Here is a 16,746-nt window from a genome sequence, read left to right on the forward strand (position 1 = left end):
ACGCTGTTGATATAGAAGAAAAACAAACGGCGCACCGGGTTCATCCCCGGTGCGCCGTTTGTTTCATTAAAGCTGTTCCTGCTCGAGGATTTGCAGCAATTCTTCGAGGTGTTGAATTTCATAAGTTGGAACAATCGAGTCATGCGGTGCTTTTTCTTCGCGGTTGATCCAGACCGAGCGGATGCCTGCCCGCTCCGCACCTAGGATATCGGTCAGGAGATTATCGCCGACCATCAGCGCATCCTGTGGCCCGTAGCCGAAACGGGCCAGGGCATGGCTGAAGATGCCGGCATCGGGCTTGCCCTTTCCGAAATCGCCTGAAATGACGATATGGTCGAAGTAAGGCGCAATTTCCGGCGTGATTTCCAGCTTGTTCCGCTGCAGGCCAGGCGAGCCATTCGTCAATAAGAGCAGTTCGTAGCGGCCCTTCAATTGGTCAAGAACGCGCAGCGTCTCGTCATAGAGAATCGGATGCTGTTTGCGGGCTTCCGGAAAAAAGTCCGCTAATTTCTGCCCAAGTTCGGGATTGTCGATGCCGATCTTCTGGAGGCCCCGCGTCCACGCTTCCTGCCGGTACAAGGGAGCCAAGTTCTTCATTTCCTGAAAATCCGGCCCTTCATCGTCGAAGGTGCCCCATAACCCTTCAAACGGGTTGATGCCGATCATTTGCGTGAACGGAAATGTAGGGTAGGAAGCATAAAGTTCGGTTGCTTCATGGCGGACAGCTTCTTCAAGGCCGCTGCAATCTTTCCCGCTTGCCTGTTCGGCCAGTTCGCAGGTTTTCTGGAAAGCCGTTGCTATACTTTTTTTGTCCCATAACAGGGTATCGTCCAAATCGAAAAAAATCACTTTTACCATCTTTTCGCGTCTCCTTATGCCTGAATATCCTCTTTTTCCAAGTGTACTTGAATCGCCACAAAAATCATAGCAGCCAGCCGCTTTTCGCATGAAAGGAGCAGCCGGACGGTGTTAGAATGGTCACGAGGAGTGATAATTTTGAATGCTGCCAGCGCGCCAAGCAACTTGCTTAGGGAAGCCACGGAGTTTTTGACGGAATGTTACAAGGAATTGGGGAAAAGTGAACAGGAATTGAATAAAAGATTAATGGACGTTGCCCAGGCAATAGAAGAAACGGGCAGTTATTCACATACATTCGAAGAACTGGAACATGGTGCCAGGATGGCCTGGCGCAACAACAACCGCTGCATCGGCCGCCTGTTCTGGAATACGCTTGCCGTCTTCGATGAACGGGAAGCGGCCACAGCAGAGAGCATATTCGAACGGCTGGTGGACCATATCCGCTTTGCAACGAACGGCGGAAAGGTCCGGCCGGCCATCACGGTATTCCCTCCCGCAATTGAAAGTTCAGAACCGGTGCGGGTGTGGAACCACCAATTGGTGCGCTATGCCGGCTATGAGCGGGACGGAAAAATCATCGGGGACTCTTCTTCGCTCCAATTCACGAAGGAATGTGAAAAGCTCGGGTGGAGAGGGGCTGGCACGCATTACGATGTGCTGCCGATTGTCATCGAAGTGAACGGGGAGGCGCCGCGCTTTTTCGAATTGCCGAAAGAAGCGGTACTGGAAGTGGAGATTGGCCATCCCGAATGGCCGGAGTTCGCAGACATGGGCGTGAAATGGTATGCCGTGCCGATCATTTCGGAGATGAAGCTGGAAATCGGCGGCATTCACTACCCGCTGGCGCCTTTTAACGGCTGGTATATGGGCACGGAAATCGGGGCACGAAACCTGGCCGATGAAGACCGCTACAACCTATTGCCAGCAGTGGCGGAAATGATGGGGCTGAATTCGGTATCGAACCGGTCGCTGTGGAAGGACAAAGCGCTTGTGGAACTGAATATCGCCGTTTTGGAATCGTTCCAGAAAGCTGGCGTGACGATTGTCGACCACCACACCGCCGCGAAGCAGTTCAGCAGTTTCGAGAAAAAGGAAGCCGCAGCCGATCGGGCTGTCACCGGGAACTGGGCATGGCTCATACCGCCGTTATCTCCGGCAACGACGCATATTTTCCATAAACCGTATGACAATAAGGTCGTCACACCGAATTACTTCAACCAAAGGGCTCCATATCTCTTATAAGGGGATGAGAGGCATGAAAGAATTCAAAATCACGTATTTCTTTGATGAACAGCATTATATCCGCAGGTTTATCCACGTGGAGTCGCAGGAAGAGGCGGAAGCCCTGATCCGCAGTGAGCGGGACCAATACATTTCGTTCACCGACAGCCGGGGCATCTACCACGAACTCCATATGCGGAATGTGCGGGTGGTCCAACTGGCCGAATATTTCCGTGTGGATAAACACGGACCCAAAAAAGCCGCCTTCGACTGTGAACTGCACCAAAATTGTTAGACACAACTAACAATGGAGGTGCAGTTTTTCTATGGCGAAATTTTCAGTTGAGGATAAGTTGAGAGCGGTTCGGGAATATGTGGAGGGCCATGATTCAAAAAAAGGCATTGCCAGACGCTTCGGCCTCCATCCAAGTGTGCTGAAACAATGGATTGACCTGTATCGGAATCATGGAAAAGAAGGCTTGCGGAAACGATATACAAATTACACCGCTGAGTTTAAACTGGACGTACTGAACTTTATGAACGATACCGGGGCGTCCCCTTATGAAGCAGCTGCTGTTTTTAATATCCCTTCCCGAGCCACGGTGAACAAGTGGAGGAATGCGGTTGATACAGGGGAAATGGACGCCTTGATTCCAAAGAAAAAGGGGCGTCCAGCCATGAAAGAGAAATCTCAAAAACCAGTACAAGCCAAGCAATCCAACGAGTCACTCCAAGAAGAGGTGGAACGGCTGCGCATGGAGAACGCGTATTTAAAAAAGTTGAATGCCTTAGTGAAGGAAAAGGAAGCGTCACAACGCACCTCAAAGCGCAAGTGATCCATGAACTAAGGCATGATTTCAAGGTCGTCGACCTTATCCAAGTGGCAGCCATTCCGAGAAGCACCTATTATTATTGGATCAAACATCGGGAGCGTCCGGATAAATACAAAGAGGCAAAAGCGACCATTGCGGAGATTTTCCATGAGCACAAAGGGCGCTACGGCCACCGGAATATCCAAATCGAATTAGGCAAAAGAGGCATCCAGCTGGATCCGAAAACCGTTCTGAAGTTGATGAACGTAATCGGCCTCACCTGCCGGGTGCGGATGAAGAAATACCGTTCCTATCGTGGCAATGTCGGGAAGGTGGCACCGAATGTGCTGAGCCGGGATTTCACGGCCGACAAACCGAATCAGAAGTGGGTGACCGATGTGACGGAGTTTGCCCTTTTCGGACAGAAACTCTATCTTTCCCCTGTGCTGGATCTGTTCAACAGTGAAATCATTGCCTACACGGTCCAGAGCCGACCGACGTATGATCTGATCTCCACGATGCTCGATCAGGCTGTTGAGCGTCTGGATTCCGGACACGTACTCGTCCTCCACTCGGATCAAGGATGGCATTATCAGATGGCAAAATATCAGAAAGCATTGGCGGATCGGAACATCACCCAAAGCATGTCCCGTAAGGGAAACTGCCTCGACAACGCCGTCATCGAGAACTTTTTCGGTATCCTCAAGACGGAACTCCTGTACCTGCAGGAATTTGAAAGTGTGGACCACTTCCTCCAGGAACTGGATGCCTATATGGTGTATTACAACCAGAAACGAATGAAGACCAAACTAAAAAACATGAGTCCGGTGGACTACCGGACTCATGTCGAGCAAGCTGCTTAATTTTCTGTCTAACTTTTTTGGGTCAGTTCACTGAAGGCGGCTTTTACTCGGATTTATTTAAAGCTTAGGAAACCGTCGTCAACTGCAACCGTTGAACCGTTGATGGCAGTAGCTTCTTCGGAGAAGAGGAATTTTACGACGTTTGCCACTTTTTCCGGCTGGATCAATTGGTTGTGCATATGGAGTGCAGACAACGCTTTTTTCATTTCCGGATCGTTGCCGAGAATCGGCGTGTCGATAAACCCTGGCGCAACGCCAACGACGCGGATACCGTGTTCAGCAAGCTCAAGTGCGCCGGATTTGGACATCATCACAACAGCTGCTTTAGCCGCATTGTAATTGAAGCTTCCTTTTGCAGCCATTGAACCATAGATGGAAGCAGTATTGACGATCGTTCCTTTAGTGCCTAGCTCCACCATTTTCTTGGCTCCGTAATAGATGCCGTAGTAGACGCTGTGCTGATCGACGTCAATGACTTTATGGTAAGATGCCGGGTCCATTTCAAGCAGCGGCTTCACAAGGCCGATGCCTGCATTATTGAAGATGCCGTTCAATGTTCCGAAGGATTCGACCGCAAAATCGACCATCGCTTCCACTTCTTCTGCCTTGGAGACATCAACTTTGAAAGCTGCCGCTTTGCCTCCTTTTGCTTCGATGGCGGAAACTGTTTCTTTTGCGCCTTCTTCATTGAAATCAGCGACCACGATCGCATTGCCGGCCTCCGCCAATTGATACGCTGCTTCCCGGCCGATGCCGCTTGCTCCGCCTGTGATGATAATTGCTTTGTTTTCTGCCATGTTAAGTTCTTCCTCAAGATTATTTGGAATTATTGCTACAATCTAAGCATACACCTCTTTTATCTCGAATTAAAGATATTAGCTTCTGATGGGATTTGAATTTTTTCCGGCTGGCAGTCGATAGAAACGGGGAAGTTATTATATAATAGTAGATAGTGAACGTTCTTCACATTCAAAGTTGAGAGAAAGTGGGAAACCCTATGGGACGCAAGTGGAATAATATCAAAGAGAAAAAAGCATCCAAAGATGCCAATACCAGCCGGATCTATGCCAAATTCGGGCGGGAGATTTATGTGGCGGCGAAGCAGGGCGAGCCGGATCCGGAGTCGAACCAGGCGCTGAAAGTCGTGCTTGAACGCGCGAAGACCTACAGTGTGCCAAGAGCCATCATCGACCGGGCAATCGATAAGGCGAAAGGCGGTTCTGAAGAAAGCTTCGATGAGCTTCGCTATGAAGGCTTCGGGCCGAACGGATCGATGGTCATCGTCGATACGCTGACGAACAACGTCAACCGGACGGCATCGGATGTCCGTGCAGCTTTCGGCAAAAACGGCGGCAATATGGGCGTCAGCGGATCGGTTTCGTATATGTTCGACCACACTGCTGTTTTCGGGGTCGAAGGCAAGACAGCGGATGAAGTGCTTGAATTGCTGATGGAAGAAGATGTCGATGTCCGTGACATTGCCGAAGAAGAAGATTCGGTGATCGTTTATGCAGAACCGGACCAGTTCCATGTTGTCCAGGAAGCATTCAAGAATGCCGGAATCACGGAATTTACTGTAGCAGAATTGACGATGCTCGCACAAAACGAGTTGGAGCTGCCGGAAGACGCGCAGGCGCAGTTCGAGAAAATGATCGATGCGATCGAGGATTTGGAAGATGTGCAGCAGGTCTACCACAACGTCGATCTGGGCGAATAAAACAAATGGATAGGAGAAGCCTTTGCCGGTTGGCGAAGGCTTTTCTTTTTTTCAAAGAGAGGGCGCTCGCTTAAATTTTTCATTAGTCCGACAACTCGCTTGTCTGGCAGTACAATAAAATCTATACTGATTTGGAAGTGGTTGTTCTGAATCGGAGAATATCAGCTGACCGGTTCTCCCCGGAAACGGGCCACATTCCAATTAGAAAAGAGGCGTGCTGATGAAAGCGATAGTTGTAAGCGAGCTAGGAGCTCCGGATGTATTGAAGCTTCAAGAAACTGCGGTTCCTGAAATTGCACCGAATCAAGTATTGATCCGTGTCCAGGCAATCAGTGTGAATTTTGCAGATATCAAGTCGAGGCAGGGGCAATACCACGGCACTGCAGCGAGTGAAGCATTTATCCCAGGGCTCGACTGTGCCGGAGAAATCGCTGAAATTGGAAGTGAGGTCACCCGTTTCCGGAAAGGGCAGCGGGTCATGGCATTTCCGAAAGAAGGGTCGTATGCAGAATTCGTCAAAGCGGATGAAGTGCTGACGTTCCCGGTACCGGATGAACTGCCGATTGAAACGGCGGCAGCCTCTCTGACCGTGGGAATCACAGCTTATAACGTCATCCGCAAAATGGCACAGCTTGAACCCGGCGAGACGATCCTGATACATGCCGCTGCAGGCGGTGTCGGGTCTACAGCCATTCAGCTCGCCCGGCATTTCGGGGCGGGGACAATTATCGGCACGGCGGGGAGCGGCGAAAAGACGGTCATGGCGAAAGAGTTCGGCGCTGACCACGCCATCAATTACCGGACGCAGGATTTTGCGGCCATCGTGAACGGTTTGACGGACGGCAGAGGCGCCGATGTCATTCTCGATACGGTGGGTGGTGAGAATTTTGAAAAAAGCATGGACTGCTTGGCGCCTTTCGGCCGGATCATCTCTTTTGGCCATGCCAATGAAGGTTCAGTGCCAGGCCGAATCAAAACGACCGACCTCCACTCGAGCTGCCGCTCAGTTATCGGCTACAGCACTGGCACCTACCGCAAACACCGTCCCGAATTCCTACACGAAGCAGCGGAGGAAATTACCAAATTGATGCTCGAAGGATCCTTGAATATCGTCATCTCGAAACGGTATCCTCTGGCTGCGGCAGCGAAAGCGCATGCCCACATTGAAAGCCGCAAGAGTTTCGGCAAGGTCCTGCTGCTTCCCTGAGCTTTCTGCCGGCGTGCTCCTTTCAATAGGAGAGCGCCGGTTTTTTGGTGTTTACACATCCAAATTAAAAGGAAAAAAACTGATTCCAATTTCCTAAAATCGCTTCTGATGCTATTTCAGTATATTTAATGGCTGTGTCTGTGCAACTCACTAAATGCTATAAATCTTCAGCCTTTTCAGTTAGACTATTGTTTATGTCATATGAAAGGATGAGATACATGAAGAAAAAAAGTTTGACTGTGAAAGTAATTACCGGGCTTCTCCTGGGTGCTGTTGTTGGTTTGCTGATCAATTTATTCGCACCGAATGCATTTGAACCGTTAAATACATATTTATTCGTGCCGCTTGGCCAAATCTTTTTGAGCTTAATCAGCATGCTGGTTGTTCCGCTCGTATTCCTGTCCATCATTCTTGGAACAGCGGGTCTCGGCGATCCGGCGAAACTTGGCCGCATCGGATTGAAAACGATTTCATATTTCCTCGTCACGACAACGATTGCCATCGTTATCGGTATGGGCTTAGCCGGAATCGTAAAACCTGGCTTAGCCGGGGATTTCGATTTGGAAAGCGCGTCTTTTGAAGCTGACAAGGCGCCTTCAGTAGCTGAAACACTGCTGAACATCATTCCGAAAAATCCGCTTGAAGCATTGACGGATGGCAATATGCTGCAAATTATCGTCTTTGCTGTATTCATCGGCCTGGCTCTCACTGCTCTTGGAGAAAAAACCAAAGGCATTCTGAATTTGGTGGAGCAAGGAAATGACGTCATGATGTACTTGGTCGGCATCGTCATGAAATTCGCTCCTTACGGAACATTCGGACTGATCGCAACTGCCATCGGCTCGCAGGGCCTTTCGGCAATCAAAGCGATGGGGGCATATATGGTCGTGGTTTTAGCTGCGCTATTCATCCATGCCGCGTTCACATACGGGGGAACCATCGGTCTTCTCGCAAAGAAAAATCCCGTTTGGTTTTTCAAGAAGTTTGCACCGGCAATGAGCGTCGCGTTCAGTACATCAAGCAGTACGGCAACACTTCCGGTTTCTATGGAAGTAGCCCAGAAAGAGCTCGGCGTGCCAAAATCAATCAGTTCATTTGTCCAGCCGCTTGGAGCTACGATTAACATGGACGGAACGGCGATTATGCAAGGTGTCGCCACTTTATTCATCGCACAAGCATACGGAGTGGATTTGACGTTGCCAGAAATGGCCACCGTCGTCTTGACGGCTGTACTTGCAAGCATCGGGACTGCTGGCGTACCGGGTGTCGGCCTGATTATGCTGGCAATGGTCCTTAGCAGTGTAAGTCTGCCGGTAGCAGGAATCGGGCTTGTGCTCGGGATCGACCGTTTGCTTGATATGACACGGACGGCAATTAACATTTCCGGCGATGCCGCTTGTGCGGTATATGTAGCGGAAACCGAGAAAAACCGCACCGAAGCATTCCAAGAACAAGAAGCGTAATGATCAATAGTAAAAACCCCGCTTATTCCTTGCCGGCCCGGCCAGGAATAAGCGGGGTTTTTTCATATCGGAACGAAAGATAAAAGGAATAGAAAAAAAGTGAAGCAGATTAGTTTACTTTTTATACCCCTGAGGGTATATTGTTATTAACAACAACAAACCACACGAAAAGGGGAATCATTCTATGTTATTACGATATTTCTATGATGATAAATTGGCGCACGCATCTTACGTCGTAGGCTGCCAGGCAACCGGAGAAGCGGTAGTGGTAGATCCGATGCGCAATATTCTCCCGTACGTTGAACTTGCTAAAAAAGAAAACTTGAAAATTGTCGGCGCGCTTGAAACCCATATCCACGCCGATTTCGTATCCGGTTCACGCGAACTGGCTGACCGTTTCGGAACAAAGCTGTACATTTCAGATGAAGGCGATAAAGATTGGAAATACCAGAACCTGGAGAACGTTAGCCACCAGTTGCTGAAAGACGGCGATAAATTCAATATCGGCAATTTGATCTTCGAAGTGGTGCATACACCCGGCCACACACCTGAGAGCATCTCGTTCATCTTGACGGACACGAAAGCGGCCGATCTGCCGCTTGGCATCTTCACCGGAGACTTTGTCTTTGTGGGGGATGTCGGCCGTCCGGACTTGCTTGAAAAAGCGGCGGGCATCCAGGGAACTTCGGAATCCGGAGCGAAAGCGATGTTTCAATCGATCGAACGCTTCAAAGAACTTCCGGATTATTTGCAGGTCTGGCCGGCGCACGGTGCGGGAAGCGCGTGCGGAAAATCGTTGGGCGCAGTGCCGTCAACGACTGTCGGATATGAAAAGCTGTTCAACTGGGCAATGCAGTTCAAAGATGAAAAATCGTTCAAAGACGAGCTGCTTGCAGGGCAGCCGGAACCGCCTTATTATTTCGCAGTCATGAAATCCGTCAATAAAATCGGTCCGGAACTGATCGCCAATTTGCCGGAGCTCAAGCCAATCGATCGGTTTGCTGATATTAAGAGCTTGCTGGAAAATGGCGAACAAGTCCTCGACTTGCGCCCGGCAGATGTATTCAGCCAAGGCTTTATCCCGGGAACCCTCAACATCCCGTTCAATAAATCCTTCACAAACTGGGCAGGATGGGTCGTAGATTATAAAAAGCCGGTTTACATTCTTGTAGACCCTGATTCGCTTGATGAAGTGATCACCGCTCTGCATTCAATCGGCATCGACCAGGTCCTTGGCTATGCGGATGCAGAGGCAATCATCGGCGAAGCAGACAAGCTTGATAAATACGATAACGTAACGGTAGAAGAAGCGAAAGAAATGATCAATAATGATGAAGCCAACGTACTCGACGTCCGGAACCAGACCGAGTTCGATGAAGGGCATATCGAAAATGCGGACCACATCATGGTCGGGACATTGAAAAACCGTCTCGAAGAAGTGGATGCCAGCAAGACGGTCATCGTCCATTGCCAAGGCGGCGCACGTTCAGCGATTGCTGCGAGCCTGCTGAAAGCGAACGGCATTGATAACATCGTCAACATGCCGGGCGGATATTCAAAATGGTCGACTGAAGTAAAAGCGTAATTCGTACATTCCAATAAACCGCCGGAATCCTGTTCCGGCGGTTTTCAGATGAAAAGGAGCAGATGAATAAATATGGCAATACCGATGACCCTATTGGCGCTGTTGCTTGCAGGCAGCAGCTACCGAAGATTCATGCCGCTGCACGGCATGGAAAAACGATGCCTTGAACACGTAGATGGCGGAGCTGTTACCATTCTGGACATCCGTCCATACAATATCTCAAATGAAGAAGTGGCAGGCGCTATGAACCTGCCGTATGCTTACCTGATGCGGAACTATAAGGAAATACCGGATCAGCCGATCCACCTGGTGGCGTCAGATGCATTGGAAAAAAACCTGGGCGCACGCTTTTTGCAAAGAAAAGGTTTTGAAGTAGTCAGCTACAGCTTAGTGGAAAAAGACAATGGCGATATGCACGTCCCGTGCAATTAATAGTATGAGAGGAGTCCGTCGGGTAGCGAGGGGCTCTTTTTTTTGTTCTGGAAAATCTTCACATTGACAACAAAGAAACAGCCATGTATATTTTGTGTAACCGGTTACACATTTACCGAGAACGGAGCGGCTTATATGACCACCATCAGAGATGTAGCGAAAAAAGCAGGCGTATCAGTGGCGACAGTGTCCCGTTTCCTCAACGGAAGCGGCTACGTGAGTGCAGACGCGGCCAAAGCTGTAACGGATGCCGTGGATGAATTGAAGTACGAACTGAACCCGGTGGCCCGGTCGCTCAATACGAAACAATCGCATTTGATCGGCTTGATCGTCCCGGATATCACCAATCCGTTCTTCCCGGAACTTGCCCGGGCCGTGGAGGATGTCGCATTGACTTACGGATATACTGTCATCTTGTGCAACTCGGATGAAAATCCGGAAAAAGAAAGAAACTACCTGGAAACGCTGAAGAAAAAATATATTGCCGGCTTTATCGTAACATCGAATCAGCTCGACGCACCGCATTACGCGAATATGGCGCTGCCGATTGTCGCCTTGGACCGTGCGATCAATGACAGGATCCCGACGGTTTCTTCCAACAACCGCGAAGGGGCCGTGATGGGAACGCAGGCATTATTGCAAAGAGGCTGCAAGGACATCCTGTTCCTGAGAGGGCCGGAAAAACTGAACCCGGCCAATGACCGCTTCGAAGGATTTATGGAAGCGATTACGGAGTCCGGCGTAAACTATCACATCGTGACATGCCCGTTCCACTTTGCGGACTCGGAAAAGATTGTCGAAGGATTTTTAAAAGAACATAAAGAAATCGACGGCATTTTTGCCAGCAGCGATGTCTCGGCGGCAGGGGCGTTAAAAGCTGCAGTGACCCTTGGCATCCAAGTGCCTGCAGAATTGCAGATTGTCGGGTTTGACGGCATCGCAATGGGCGAGATGCTGTCTCCGGGCTTGACGACGATCGCGCAGGACGTATATAAAATGGGGGCAATTGCCACGCGAGTCCTCATCAAACGGATTGAAAACCAGGAAATTGAACAGCATTTCTACGAAGTGCCGGTGCAGCTGAAACTTCGGGGAACGACAAGGAGTGTGGAAAAATGATAACAGTAGTAGGCAGCATCAATATGGATCTTGTTGTGCGAACCGCCCGTTTTCCCAAGCAGGGGGAAACAGCGCTCGGCGACTTGTATACGACAGCGCCAGGCGGAAAAGGTGCGAATCAGGCGGTAGCGGCCGCCCGGCTTGGCGGTTCAGTAAATATGATCGGCGCAGTTGGAACCGACGCATTCGGCGATGAACTGCTCCGGAACCTGGAGGCGGAGTCCGTCGGAACAGCTTCTGTCAAACGGGCAGAAGGCACAAGCGGAATCGCGAACATCCTTTTGTCGGATGGCGATAACCGCATTATCGTGGTGCCGGGCGCGAACCATAGCTTGAAAGCCGAGGAAATGGCTGCATTTGAGAACGGACTGAAGGAAAGCGGCATCGTCGTCATGCAATTGGAAATGCCGATCCCGGTTGTCCAACGGACGTTGGAAATTTGCCATCAGCATGGAGTGCCGGTAATTTTGAATCCGGCGCCGGCAGACGGGTTTACTGAAGATTTCCTCCCCTATGCTACATACATGACGCCAAATGAAACCGAAGCGGAAGAGCTGTTCGGGCCAGAGTGGGAACACATGCTTGAAAAATACCCGAACCGCCTCGTTGTGACGCTTGGCAGCAAAGGGGCCCGCTACTTCGATGGCCAAAAGCACGTCCTGGTGGAAGGCTTTAAAACGCAAGCGATCGACACGACAGGTGCAGGCGATACATTCAACGGAGCACTCGCGGTCGCGCTTGAAGAAGCGATGCCGTTTGAAGCGGCGGTGCGTTTTGCCAATGCGGCGGCTTCGTTGTCAGTTGAGAAATTCGGCGCCCAGGGCGGAATGCCATCCCGGCAGGAAGTGCTGCAGCGCATGGGAGATGACGGGAAATGAAAAAGCATGGCATGATCAACCGTGACATAGCGGCAGCGTTGGCTGCATTCGGCCATACGGATCTTCTGGTCATCGCTGATTGCGGTTTGCCTGTCCCAAAAGGGGTCCAGTGCATCGATTTATCCTACCGTATCGGCGAACCTTCATTTCTCACGGTGCTGCAGGCAATTCTGGAAGATTTTCAGGCGGAAGCCGGGTTTATTGCCCGGGAAATATCCGAAGAGAACCCGGAAGTCGAAGCAGGTATCCTTGAACAAGTGAATGCCGCTTACGTAACGCATGACGAACTGAAGAAAATGAGCAAAGAAGCGAAGCTGATTATCCGGACGGGTGAAGCGACGCCATACGCCAATATCGTCCTCCGTTCCGGAGTGATCTTTTAAAAAGGCAGGTGAACCCCAATGATCAAAATGACCAATATATCCAAGTCGTTCAGCGGCAACCAAGTGTTGAAAAATGTCCAGTTTTCGTTGGAGCAGGGAGAAATCCATGCATTGATGGGTGAAAACGGAGCCGGCAAGTCGACATTGATGAAAATTCTGACGGGCATTTATTCGCGCGACAGCGGAACGGTGGAAGTGAAAGGCAAGGAAGTCCATTTCACTTCGCCCAAGCAGGCGGAAGAAGCCGGAATTGCGGTAATCCACCAAGAATTGAACATCCTGCCCCATTTGTCGATTACGGACAATATGTTTTTAGGCAACGAAGAGACGTTCGGGCGCACCGGCATCATCAAGACCAAACAGATGGAGCAGAAGACTAAAAAAGCGCTGCTGGATCTTGGCTTGGACATCGACCCTGCCGCACCGGCAAGCTCGCTTTCTGTCGGCCAGCAGCAGATTGTCGAGATTGCGAAAGCGCTTGCGGTGGACGCGGAAGTGATTGTCATGGACGAACCGACCGCGGCACTGACCGACCGTGAAATCGATACGCTGTTCGCCACCATACGCGAATTGCAGGCGCGCGGCGTATCGTTCATCTACATCTCCCACCGCATGGAAGAGATTTTCTCGCTGTGCGACCGCATCACCATCCTGCGGGACGGCGAATATGTAGGCGAGAAGCGGATTTCGGAAACCTCGTTCGAGGAAATCGTCCAGATGATGGTCGGGCGCGAATTGGGTGAACGCTTCCCGGTACGCAGTTCGGTGATCGGAGATGTGAAGCTGTCCGTCAAAGGGCTCACGCGGAAAGATTGTTTTGAAGATGTGTCCTTTGATCTCCGGAAAGGCGAAGTGCTGGCCATTGCGGGCTTGATGGGCGCGGGGCGGACCGAAGTGGCCCAATCGCTGTTCGGCTATAAGAAAGCGGACGCCGGAACCGTCCAGGTCGATGGCCGGTTGGTGAAGATCGACAGCCCGAAAGCGGCGAAAGAACTTGGCATCGGCTATGTGACAGAAGACCGGAAATCGGAAGGGCTGATTGTCGACTTTACGGTCGAAGAAAACGTCAGCATGACCAATTTCTCGTCGATTTCCAAGAACGGCCTGATTTCACGGGACAAGGAGCGGTCGCTTTATGACCGCATGGTCAAACGGCTTGGCATCCGGACCTCGGGGCCGACCCAGACCGCCAAATCGCTCAGCGGCGGCAACCAGCAGAAAGTGGTCATCGCCAAATGGCTGGGAATTGAACCGGAATTGCTTATTCTGGATGAGCCGACCCGCGGTGTGGATGTCGGCGCGAAAAAAGAGATTTATTCGATCATCAACGAACTTGCCAGCCGCGGCGTGGCCATCCTGATGATTTCGTCGGAGCTTCCGGAAGTCATCGGCATGGCGGACCGCGTGCTGGTTATGCACGAAGGGAAATTGACGGCAGACTTGCCGAAAAATGAACTTGCACAAGAAAAGATCATGCATTTTGCTACAGGAGGTGGAAAACATGCAGTTGAAGGCCAGTAACCAATCGCTGCTCCAAAAAATCGGACCGTTTATCGGTTTGATTGCTATTGTTGTCATCATTACGATTTTGAATCCGAGTTTTCTATCGGTAAATAACTTGCTGAATGTGTTCCGCCAAGTTTCCATTAACGCGCTGATCGCATTCGGAATGACGTTCGTCATTCTGACCGGAGGCATCGATTTATCGGTCGGTTCGATTTTGGCACTTACAGGTGCCGTTACGGCAGGGTTGATGTCCGGCGGCATGGATCCGGTCCTGGCAATGCTGGTCGGCTTGCTGCTCGGCGCCATCCTCGGTGCCATTAACGGCGTCATCATTGCGAAAGGGAAAGTGGCGCCGTTTATCGCAACGCTTGCAACGATGACGATCTACCGCGGGCTGACGCTCGTATATACGGAAGGCCGGCCGATTTCGGGCTTAGGCGACAGCGTCGCTTTCCAGATGCTCGGAAAAGGATATTTCCTTGGGATTCCGGTTCCGGTCGTAACAATGATCATCAGCTTTGCCATTTTATATTTCATTCTGAAAAAGACGACGTTCGGCCGCCGTGTCTACGCGGTGGGCGGCAATGAAGAAGCATCGATCCTCTCAGGGATCAATGCGGACCGCATCAAAATCTACGTCTATTCATTGGTCGGCTTGCTAGCAGGATTGGCGTCGCTGATTCTGACTTCCCGGTTGAACTCGGCCCAGCCGACTGCCGGGGAAATGTTCGAGCTCGATGCCATTGCGGCAGTTGTGCTAGGCGGGACAAGCCTTACCGGCGGACGCGGATGGATTGTCGGCACGCTGATCGGTGCGTTGATCATTGGGGTATTGAACAACGGTTTGAATTTGATCGGGGTTTCATCCTTTTTCCAGCAAGTGGTCAAAGGTGCAGTTATATTATTCGCGGTTCTGTTGGACCGTAAAAAAACAGCATAGGGAGTGTTGAGAAATGAAGAAGATTCAATTGTTGTTGGTATTGTTGGCCATGATGATTTTGGCGGCATGTTCAATGGAAGCACCAGGTTCAGGGGATGAGGAAGCTGAAAGCGGAGGCGAAGCAGGCGGCGACTACACCATCGGTTTTTCGATTTCCACATTGAACAACCCGTTCTTCGTAACGCTTAGCGAAGGGGCAGAAGCGAAAGCTGAAGAGCTCGGCGCTACGGTTTCTGTAGTAGATGCACAGGACGATGCAGCAAAACAGGCAAGCGATGTTGAAGATTTGATCCAGCAAGGCGTTGACTTGATCATGATCAATCCAGTCGATTCTGAAGCGGTTGCAGCGGCAGTCGAATCAGCGAATGCAGCAAACATTCCGGTCATCACAGTTGACCGCAGCGCTTCAGGCGGCGAAGTGGTTTCCCACATCGCATCTGATAACGTGGCTGGCGGTGAAATGGCCGGGGAGCTTCTAGTATCATTGGTGGGCGAAGGTGCGAAAGTGGCTGAGCTTGAAGGCGTACCTGGTTCTTCCGCAGCAAATGAACGCGGCGAAGGATTCAACAACGTGGCAGAAGGCCAACTGGACATCGTTGCTAAACAGACAGCCAACTTTAACCGTGGGGAAGGGTTGACTGTTATGGAGAACATTCTGCAATCCAACCCGGATATCACAGGCGTGTTCGCACACAACGACGAAATGGCCCTTGGAGCGCTTGAAGCGATCGAAGCGGCTGGCAAAGACATTACGGTAGTCGGATTTGACGCTACGGAAGATGCCGTCAAAGCGGTAGAAGAAGGGCGCATGGCCGGAACGGTTGCACAGAAGCCGGAAATGATCGGTGAAATGGCAGTCGAAACAGCAGTGAAGTCGCTGGAAGGCGAAGAAGTGGAAGCATCGATTCCGGTTGAATTGGAATTGATCAAAGAGTAATTAGGAATGGCCGGCATCACGCTTCTGTGATGCCGGTTTTTTGATGGAGCTGCCAAGAGTATCTGGTCTGAAGGAGCAGCACGTTCCACTCCCGGTCTTTTCTCGATTTCTGCTATACTTTGGGTAATCGAGGGAACGGAGGCGAAGGAATGAGAAATGTCTGGAAGCTGAAGTACGGATCGCACAGCATACAAGTAGAGAACACCTGGATGAGCGATAAGCTTTATGTCGATGGAGTGCTGCAGGACGAACAGGTAGGATTCCACCTGAGCTCACGGCTGCTGGGCAAGCTGCAAAACGATGACGGCGAATTTGAAGACATCAAAGTATCGCTCGCGCCGGGATGCCCGAACACCCGCGCCCGCATTTTCATTGGGGAGCAGCTGATGTATTCGACCGATCTTCAATGGGACATGTAGCTGCTATCTGGAACTGGATGGATTGGAAATAATGAAGAGGCTTTCCATGGGCGGAAAGCCTCTGAGCTTGTTGACAAAAGGATATTTATTTTTCTTAATGAATGATCATACATTTTGAAGAGTCCATACCTGATCCTCCACTTCAGGCGGACGCGTTCCGCAAGCTTGCGCCGAACTAACTCGGACCGACGTCCGAGTTAGTTCGGCACTTCGCTATCCCGCAGGTAAAACCGGTGCTCCTGCATCGCTTCGCTGCTTCGTCGCAAACAAGTCGGCCGAACTGCCTTCGGCCAACTTGCTCGCCGCCTTCCGTTGCGAATACTGAAGCCAGCGGCTTGTTCCTAGCAGGTCCAAGCAGAATTAGAGTCCTAATCTCATCTTTTAGATACAGGTGACGCTCCCGACC

The 16,746-nt window shown here is 50.8% G+C and carries 17 protein-coding genes; 15 read left to right on the plus strand and 2 right to left on the minus strand.

The window, feature by feature from the left end; translation table 11 throughout:
* Positions 1-66: 66 nt before the first annotated feature.
* A complete protein-coding gene (locus ACFSDB_RS02240; protein WP_204891234.1) occupies positions 67-858 on the minus strand; it encodes an HAD family hydrolase in 792 nt (263 codons plus the stop codon).
* 138 nt (positions 859-996) lie between these two features.
* Here ACFSDB_RS02240 and ACFSDB_RS02245 point away from each other — a divergent pair, with 138 nt between their 5' ends.
* The 3 genes from ACFSDB_RS02245 (at position 997) to ACFSDB_RS02255 (ending at position 3,754) form a co-directional block, all read left to right on the plus strand.
* Positions 997-2,100, plus strand: coding sequence for a nitric oxide synthase oxygenase (locus ACFSDB_RS02245; protein WP_204891233.1), 1,104 nt, complete (start codon positions 997-999; stop codon positions 2,098-2,100).
* A gap of 13 nt (positions 2,101-2,113) precedes the next feature.
* Entirely contained in the window at positions 2,114-2,374 is a 261-nt protein-coding gene (locus ACFSDB_RS02250; RefSeq protein WP_204891232.1) for a hypothetical protein, read from the plus strand.
* Between the two features lie 31 nt (positions 2,375-2,405).
* Positions 2,406-3,754 (plus strand): IS3 family transposase gene (locus tag ACFSDB_RS02255; protein ID WP_204891231.1). Its coding sequence is split into 2 segments (ribosomal slippage): positions 2,406-2,850 and positions 2,850-3,754, totalling 1,350 coding nucleotides; the frame shifts between segments, so codons are not numbered across the junction.
* 53 nt (positions 3,755-3,807) lie between these two features.
* Here the strand turns inward: ACFSDB_RS02255 and ACFSDB_RS02260 are convergent.
* Positions 3,808-4,551, minus strand: a complete 744-nt coding sequence (locus ACFSDB_RS02260) for an SDR family NAD(P)-dependent oxidoreductase (protein WP_204891230.1) — start codon at positions 4,549-4,551, stop codon at positions 3,808-3,810.
* Positions 4,552-4,751: 200 nt separating this feature from the next.
* Between ACFSDB_RS02260 and ACFSDB_RS02265 the strand changes: the two genes are divergently transcribed.
* From ACFSDB_RS02265 to ACFSDB_RS02320, 12 genes are all read left to right on the plus strand, one after another.
* Positions 4,752-5,471 (plus strand): YebC/PmpR family DNA-binding transcriptional regulator, encoded by a 720-nt coding sequence (locus ACFSDB_RS02265; protein WP_204891229.1) that lies wholly within the window; start codon positions 4,752-4,754, stop codon positions 5,469-5,471.
* 220 nt (positions 5,472-5,691) lie between these two features.
* The gene (locus tag ACFSDB_RS02270) at positions 5,692-6,678 is read left to right on the plus strand and encodes a quinone oxidoreductase family protein (protein ID WP_204891228.1); all 987 of its coding nucleotides are present in this window, start codon (positions 5,692-5,694) and stop codon (positions 6,676-6,678) included.
* A 218-nt stretch (positions 6,679-6,896) separates the two neighbouring features.
* Positions 6,897-8,141 carry a dicarboxylate/amino acid:cation symporter gene (locus ACFSDB_RS02275; RefSeq protein WP_204891227.1) on the plus strand — a complete coding sequence of 415 codons (1,245 nt, stop codon included), beginning with the start codon at positions 6,897-6,899 and terminating at the stop codon, positions 8,139-8,141.
* A gap of 184 nt (positions 8,142-8,325) precedes the next feature.
* Positions 8,326-9,726, plus strand: a complete 1,401-nt coding sequence (locus ACFSDB_RS02280) for an MBL fold metallo-hydrolase (RefSeq protein ID WP_204891226.1) — start codon at positions 8,326-8,328, stop codon at positions 9,724-9,726.
* Positions 9,727-9,798: 72 nt separating this feature from the next.
* The gene (locus ACFSDB_RS02285) at positions 9,799-10,158 is read left to right on the plus strand and encodes a rhodanese-like domain-containing protein (protein ID WP_377338963.1); all 360 of its coding nucleotides are present in this window, start codon (positions 9,799-9,801) and stop codon (positions 10,156-10,158) included.
* 135 nt (positions 10,159-10,293) lie between these two features.
* Positions 10,294-11,277 (plus strand): LacI family DNA-binding transcriptional regulator, encoded by a 984-nt coding sequence (locus tag ACFSDB_RS02290; protein ID WP_204891225.1) that lies wholly within the window; start codon positions 10,294-10,296, stop codon positions 11,275-11,277.
* On the plus strand, positions 11,274-12,155 hold the full coding sequence (gene rbsK / locus ACFSDB_RS02295; RefSeq protein WP_204891224.1) for a ribokinase: 882 nt from the start codon (positions 11,274-11,276) through the stop codon (positions 12,153-12,155). The genes ACFSDB_RS02290 and rbsK overlap by 4 nt, the downstream gene beginning before the upstream one ends.
* Positions 12,152-12,538 carry a D-ribose pyranase gene (gene rbsD, locus ACFSDB_RS02300; protein WP_204891222.1) on the plus strand — a complete coding sequence of 129 codons (387 nt, stop codon included), beginning with the start codon at positions 12,152-12,154 and terminating at the stop codon, positions 12,536-12,538. The genes rbsK and rbsD overlap by 4 nt, the downstream gene beginning before the upstream one ends.
* 18 nt (positions 12,539-12,556) lie before the next feature.
* Complete coding sequence (locus ACFSDB_RS02305) at positions 12,557-14,059, plus strand: sugar ABC transporter ATP-binding protein (RefSeq protein ID WP_204891221.1); 1,503 nt, start codon at positions 12,557-12,559, stop codon at positions 14,057-14,059.
* Entirely contained in the window at positions 14,040-14,984 is a 945-nt protein-coding gene (locus ACFSDB_RS02310; RefSeq protein ID WP_204891220.1) for an ABC transporter permease subunit, read from the plus strand. The genes ACFSDB_RS02305 and ACFSDB_RS02310 overlap by 20 nt, the downstream gene beginning before the upstream one ends.
* A 13-nt stretch (positions 14,985-14,997) precedes the next feature.
* A complete protein-coding gene (gene rbsB, locus ACFSDB_RS02315) occupies positions 14,998-15,921 on the plus strand; it encodes a ribose ABC transporter substrate-binding protein RbsB (protein ID WP_204891219.1) in 924 nt (307 codons plus the stop codon).
* 149 nt (positions 15,922-16,070) lie between these two features.
* Entirely contained in the window at positions 16,071-16,340 is a 270-nt protein-coding gene (locus ACFSDB_RS02320; RefSeq protein WP_204891218.1) for a hypothetical protein, read from the plus strand.
* Positions 16,341-16,746: the final 406 nt, after the last annotated feature.

It is taken from the genome of Planococcus chinensis (genome assembly GCF_042681545.1).
GTDB classification, from domain to species: Bacteria; Bacillota; Bacilli; order Bacillales_A; family Planococcaceae; genus Planococcus; species Planococcus chinensis.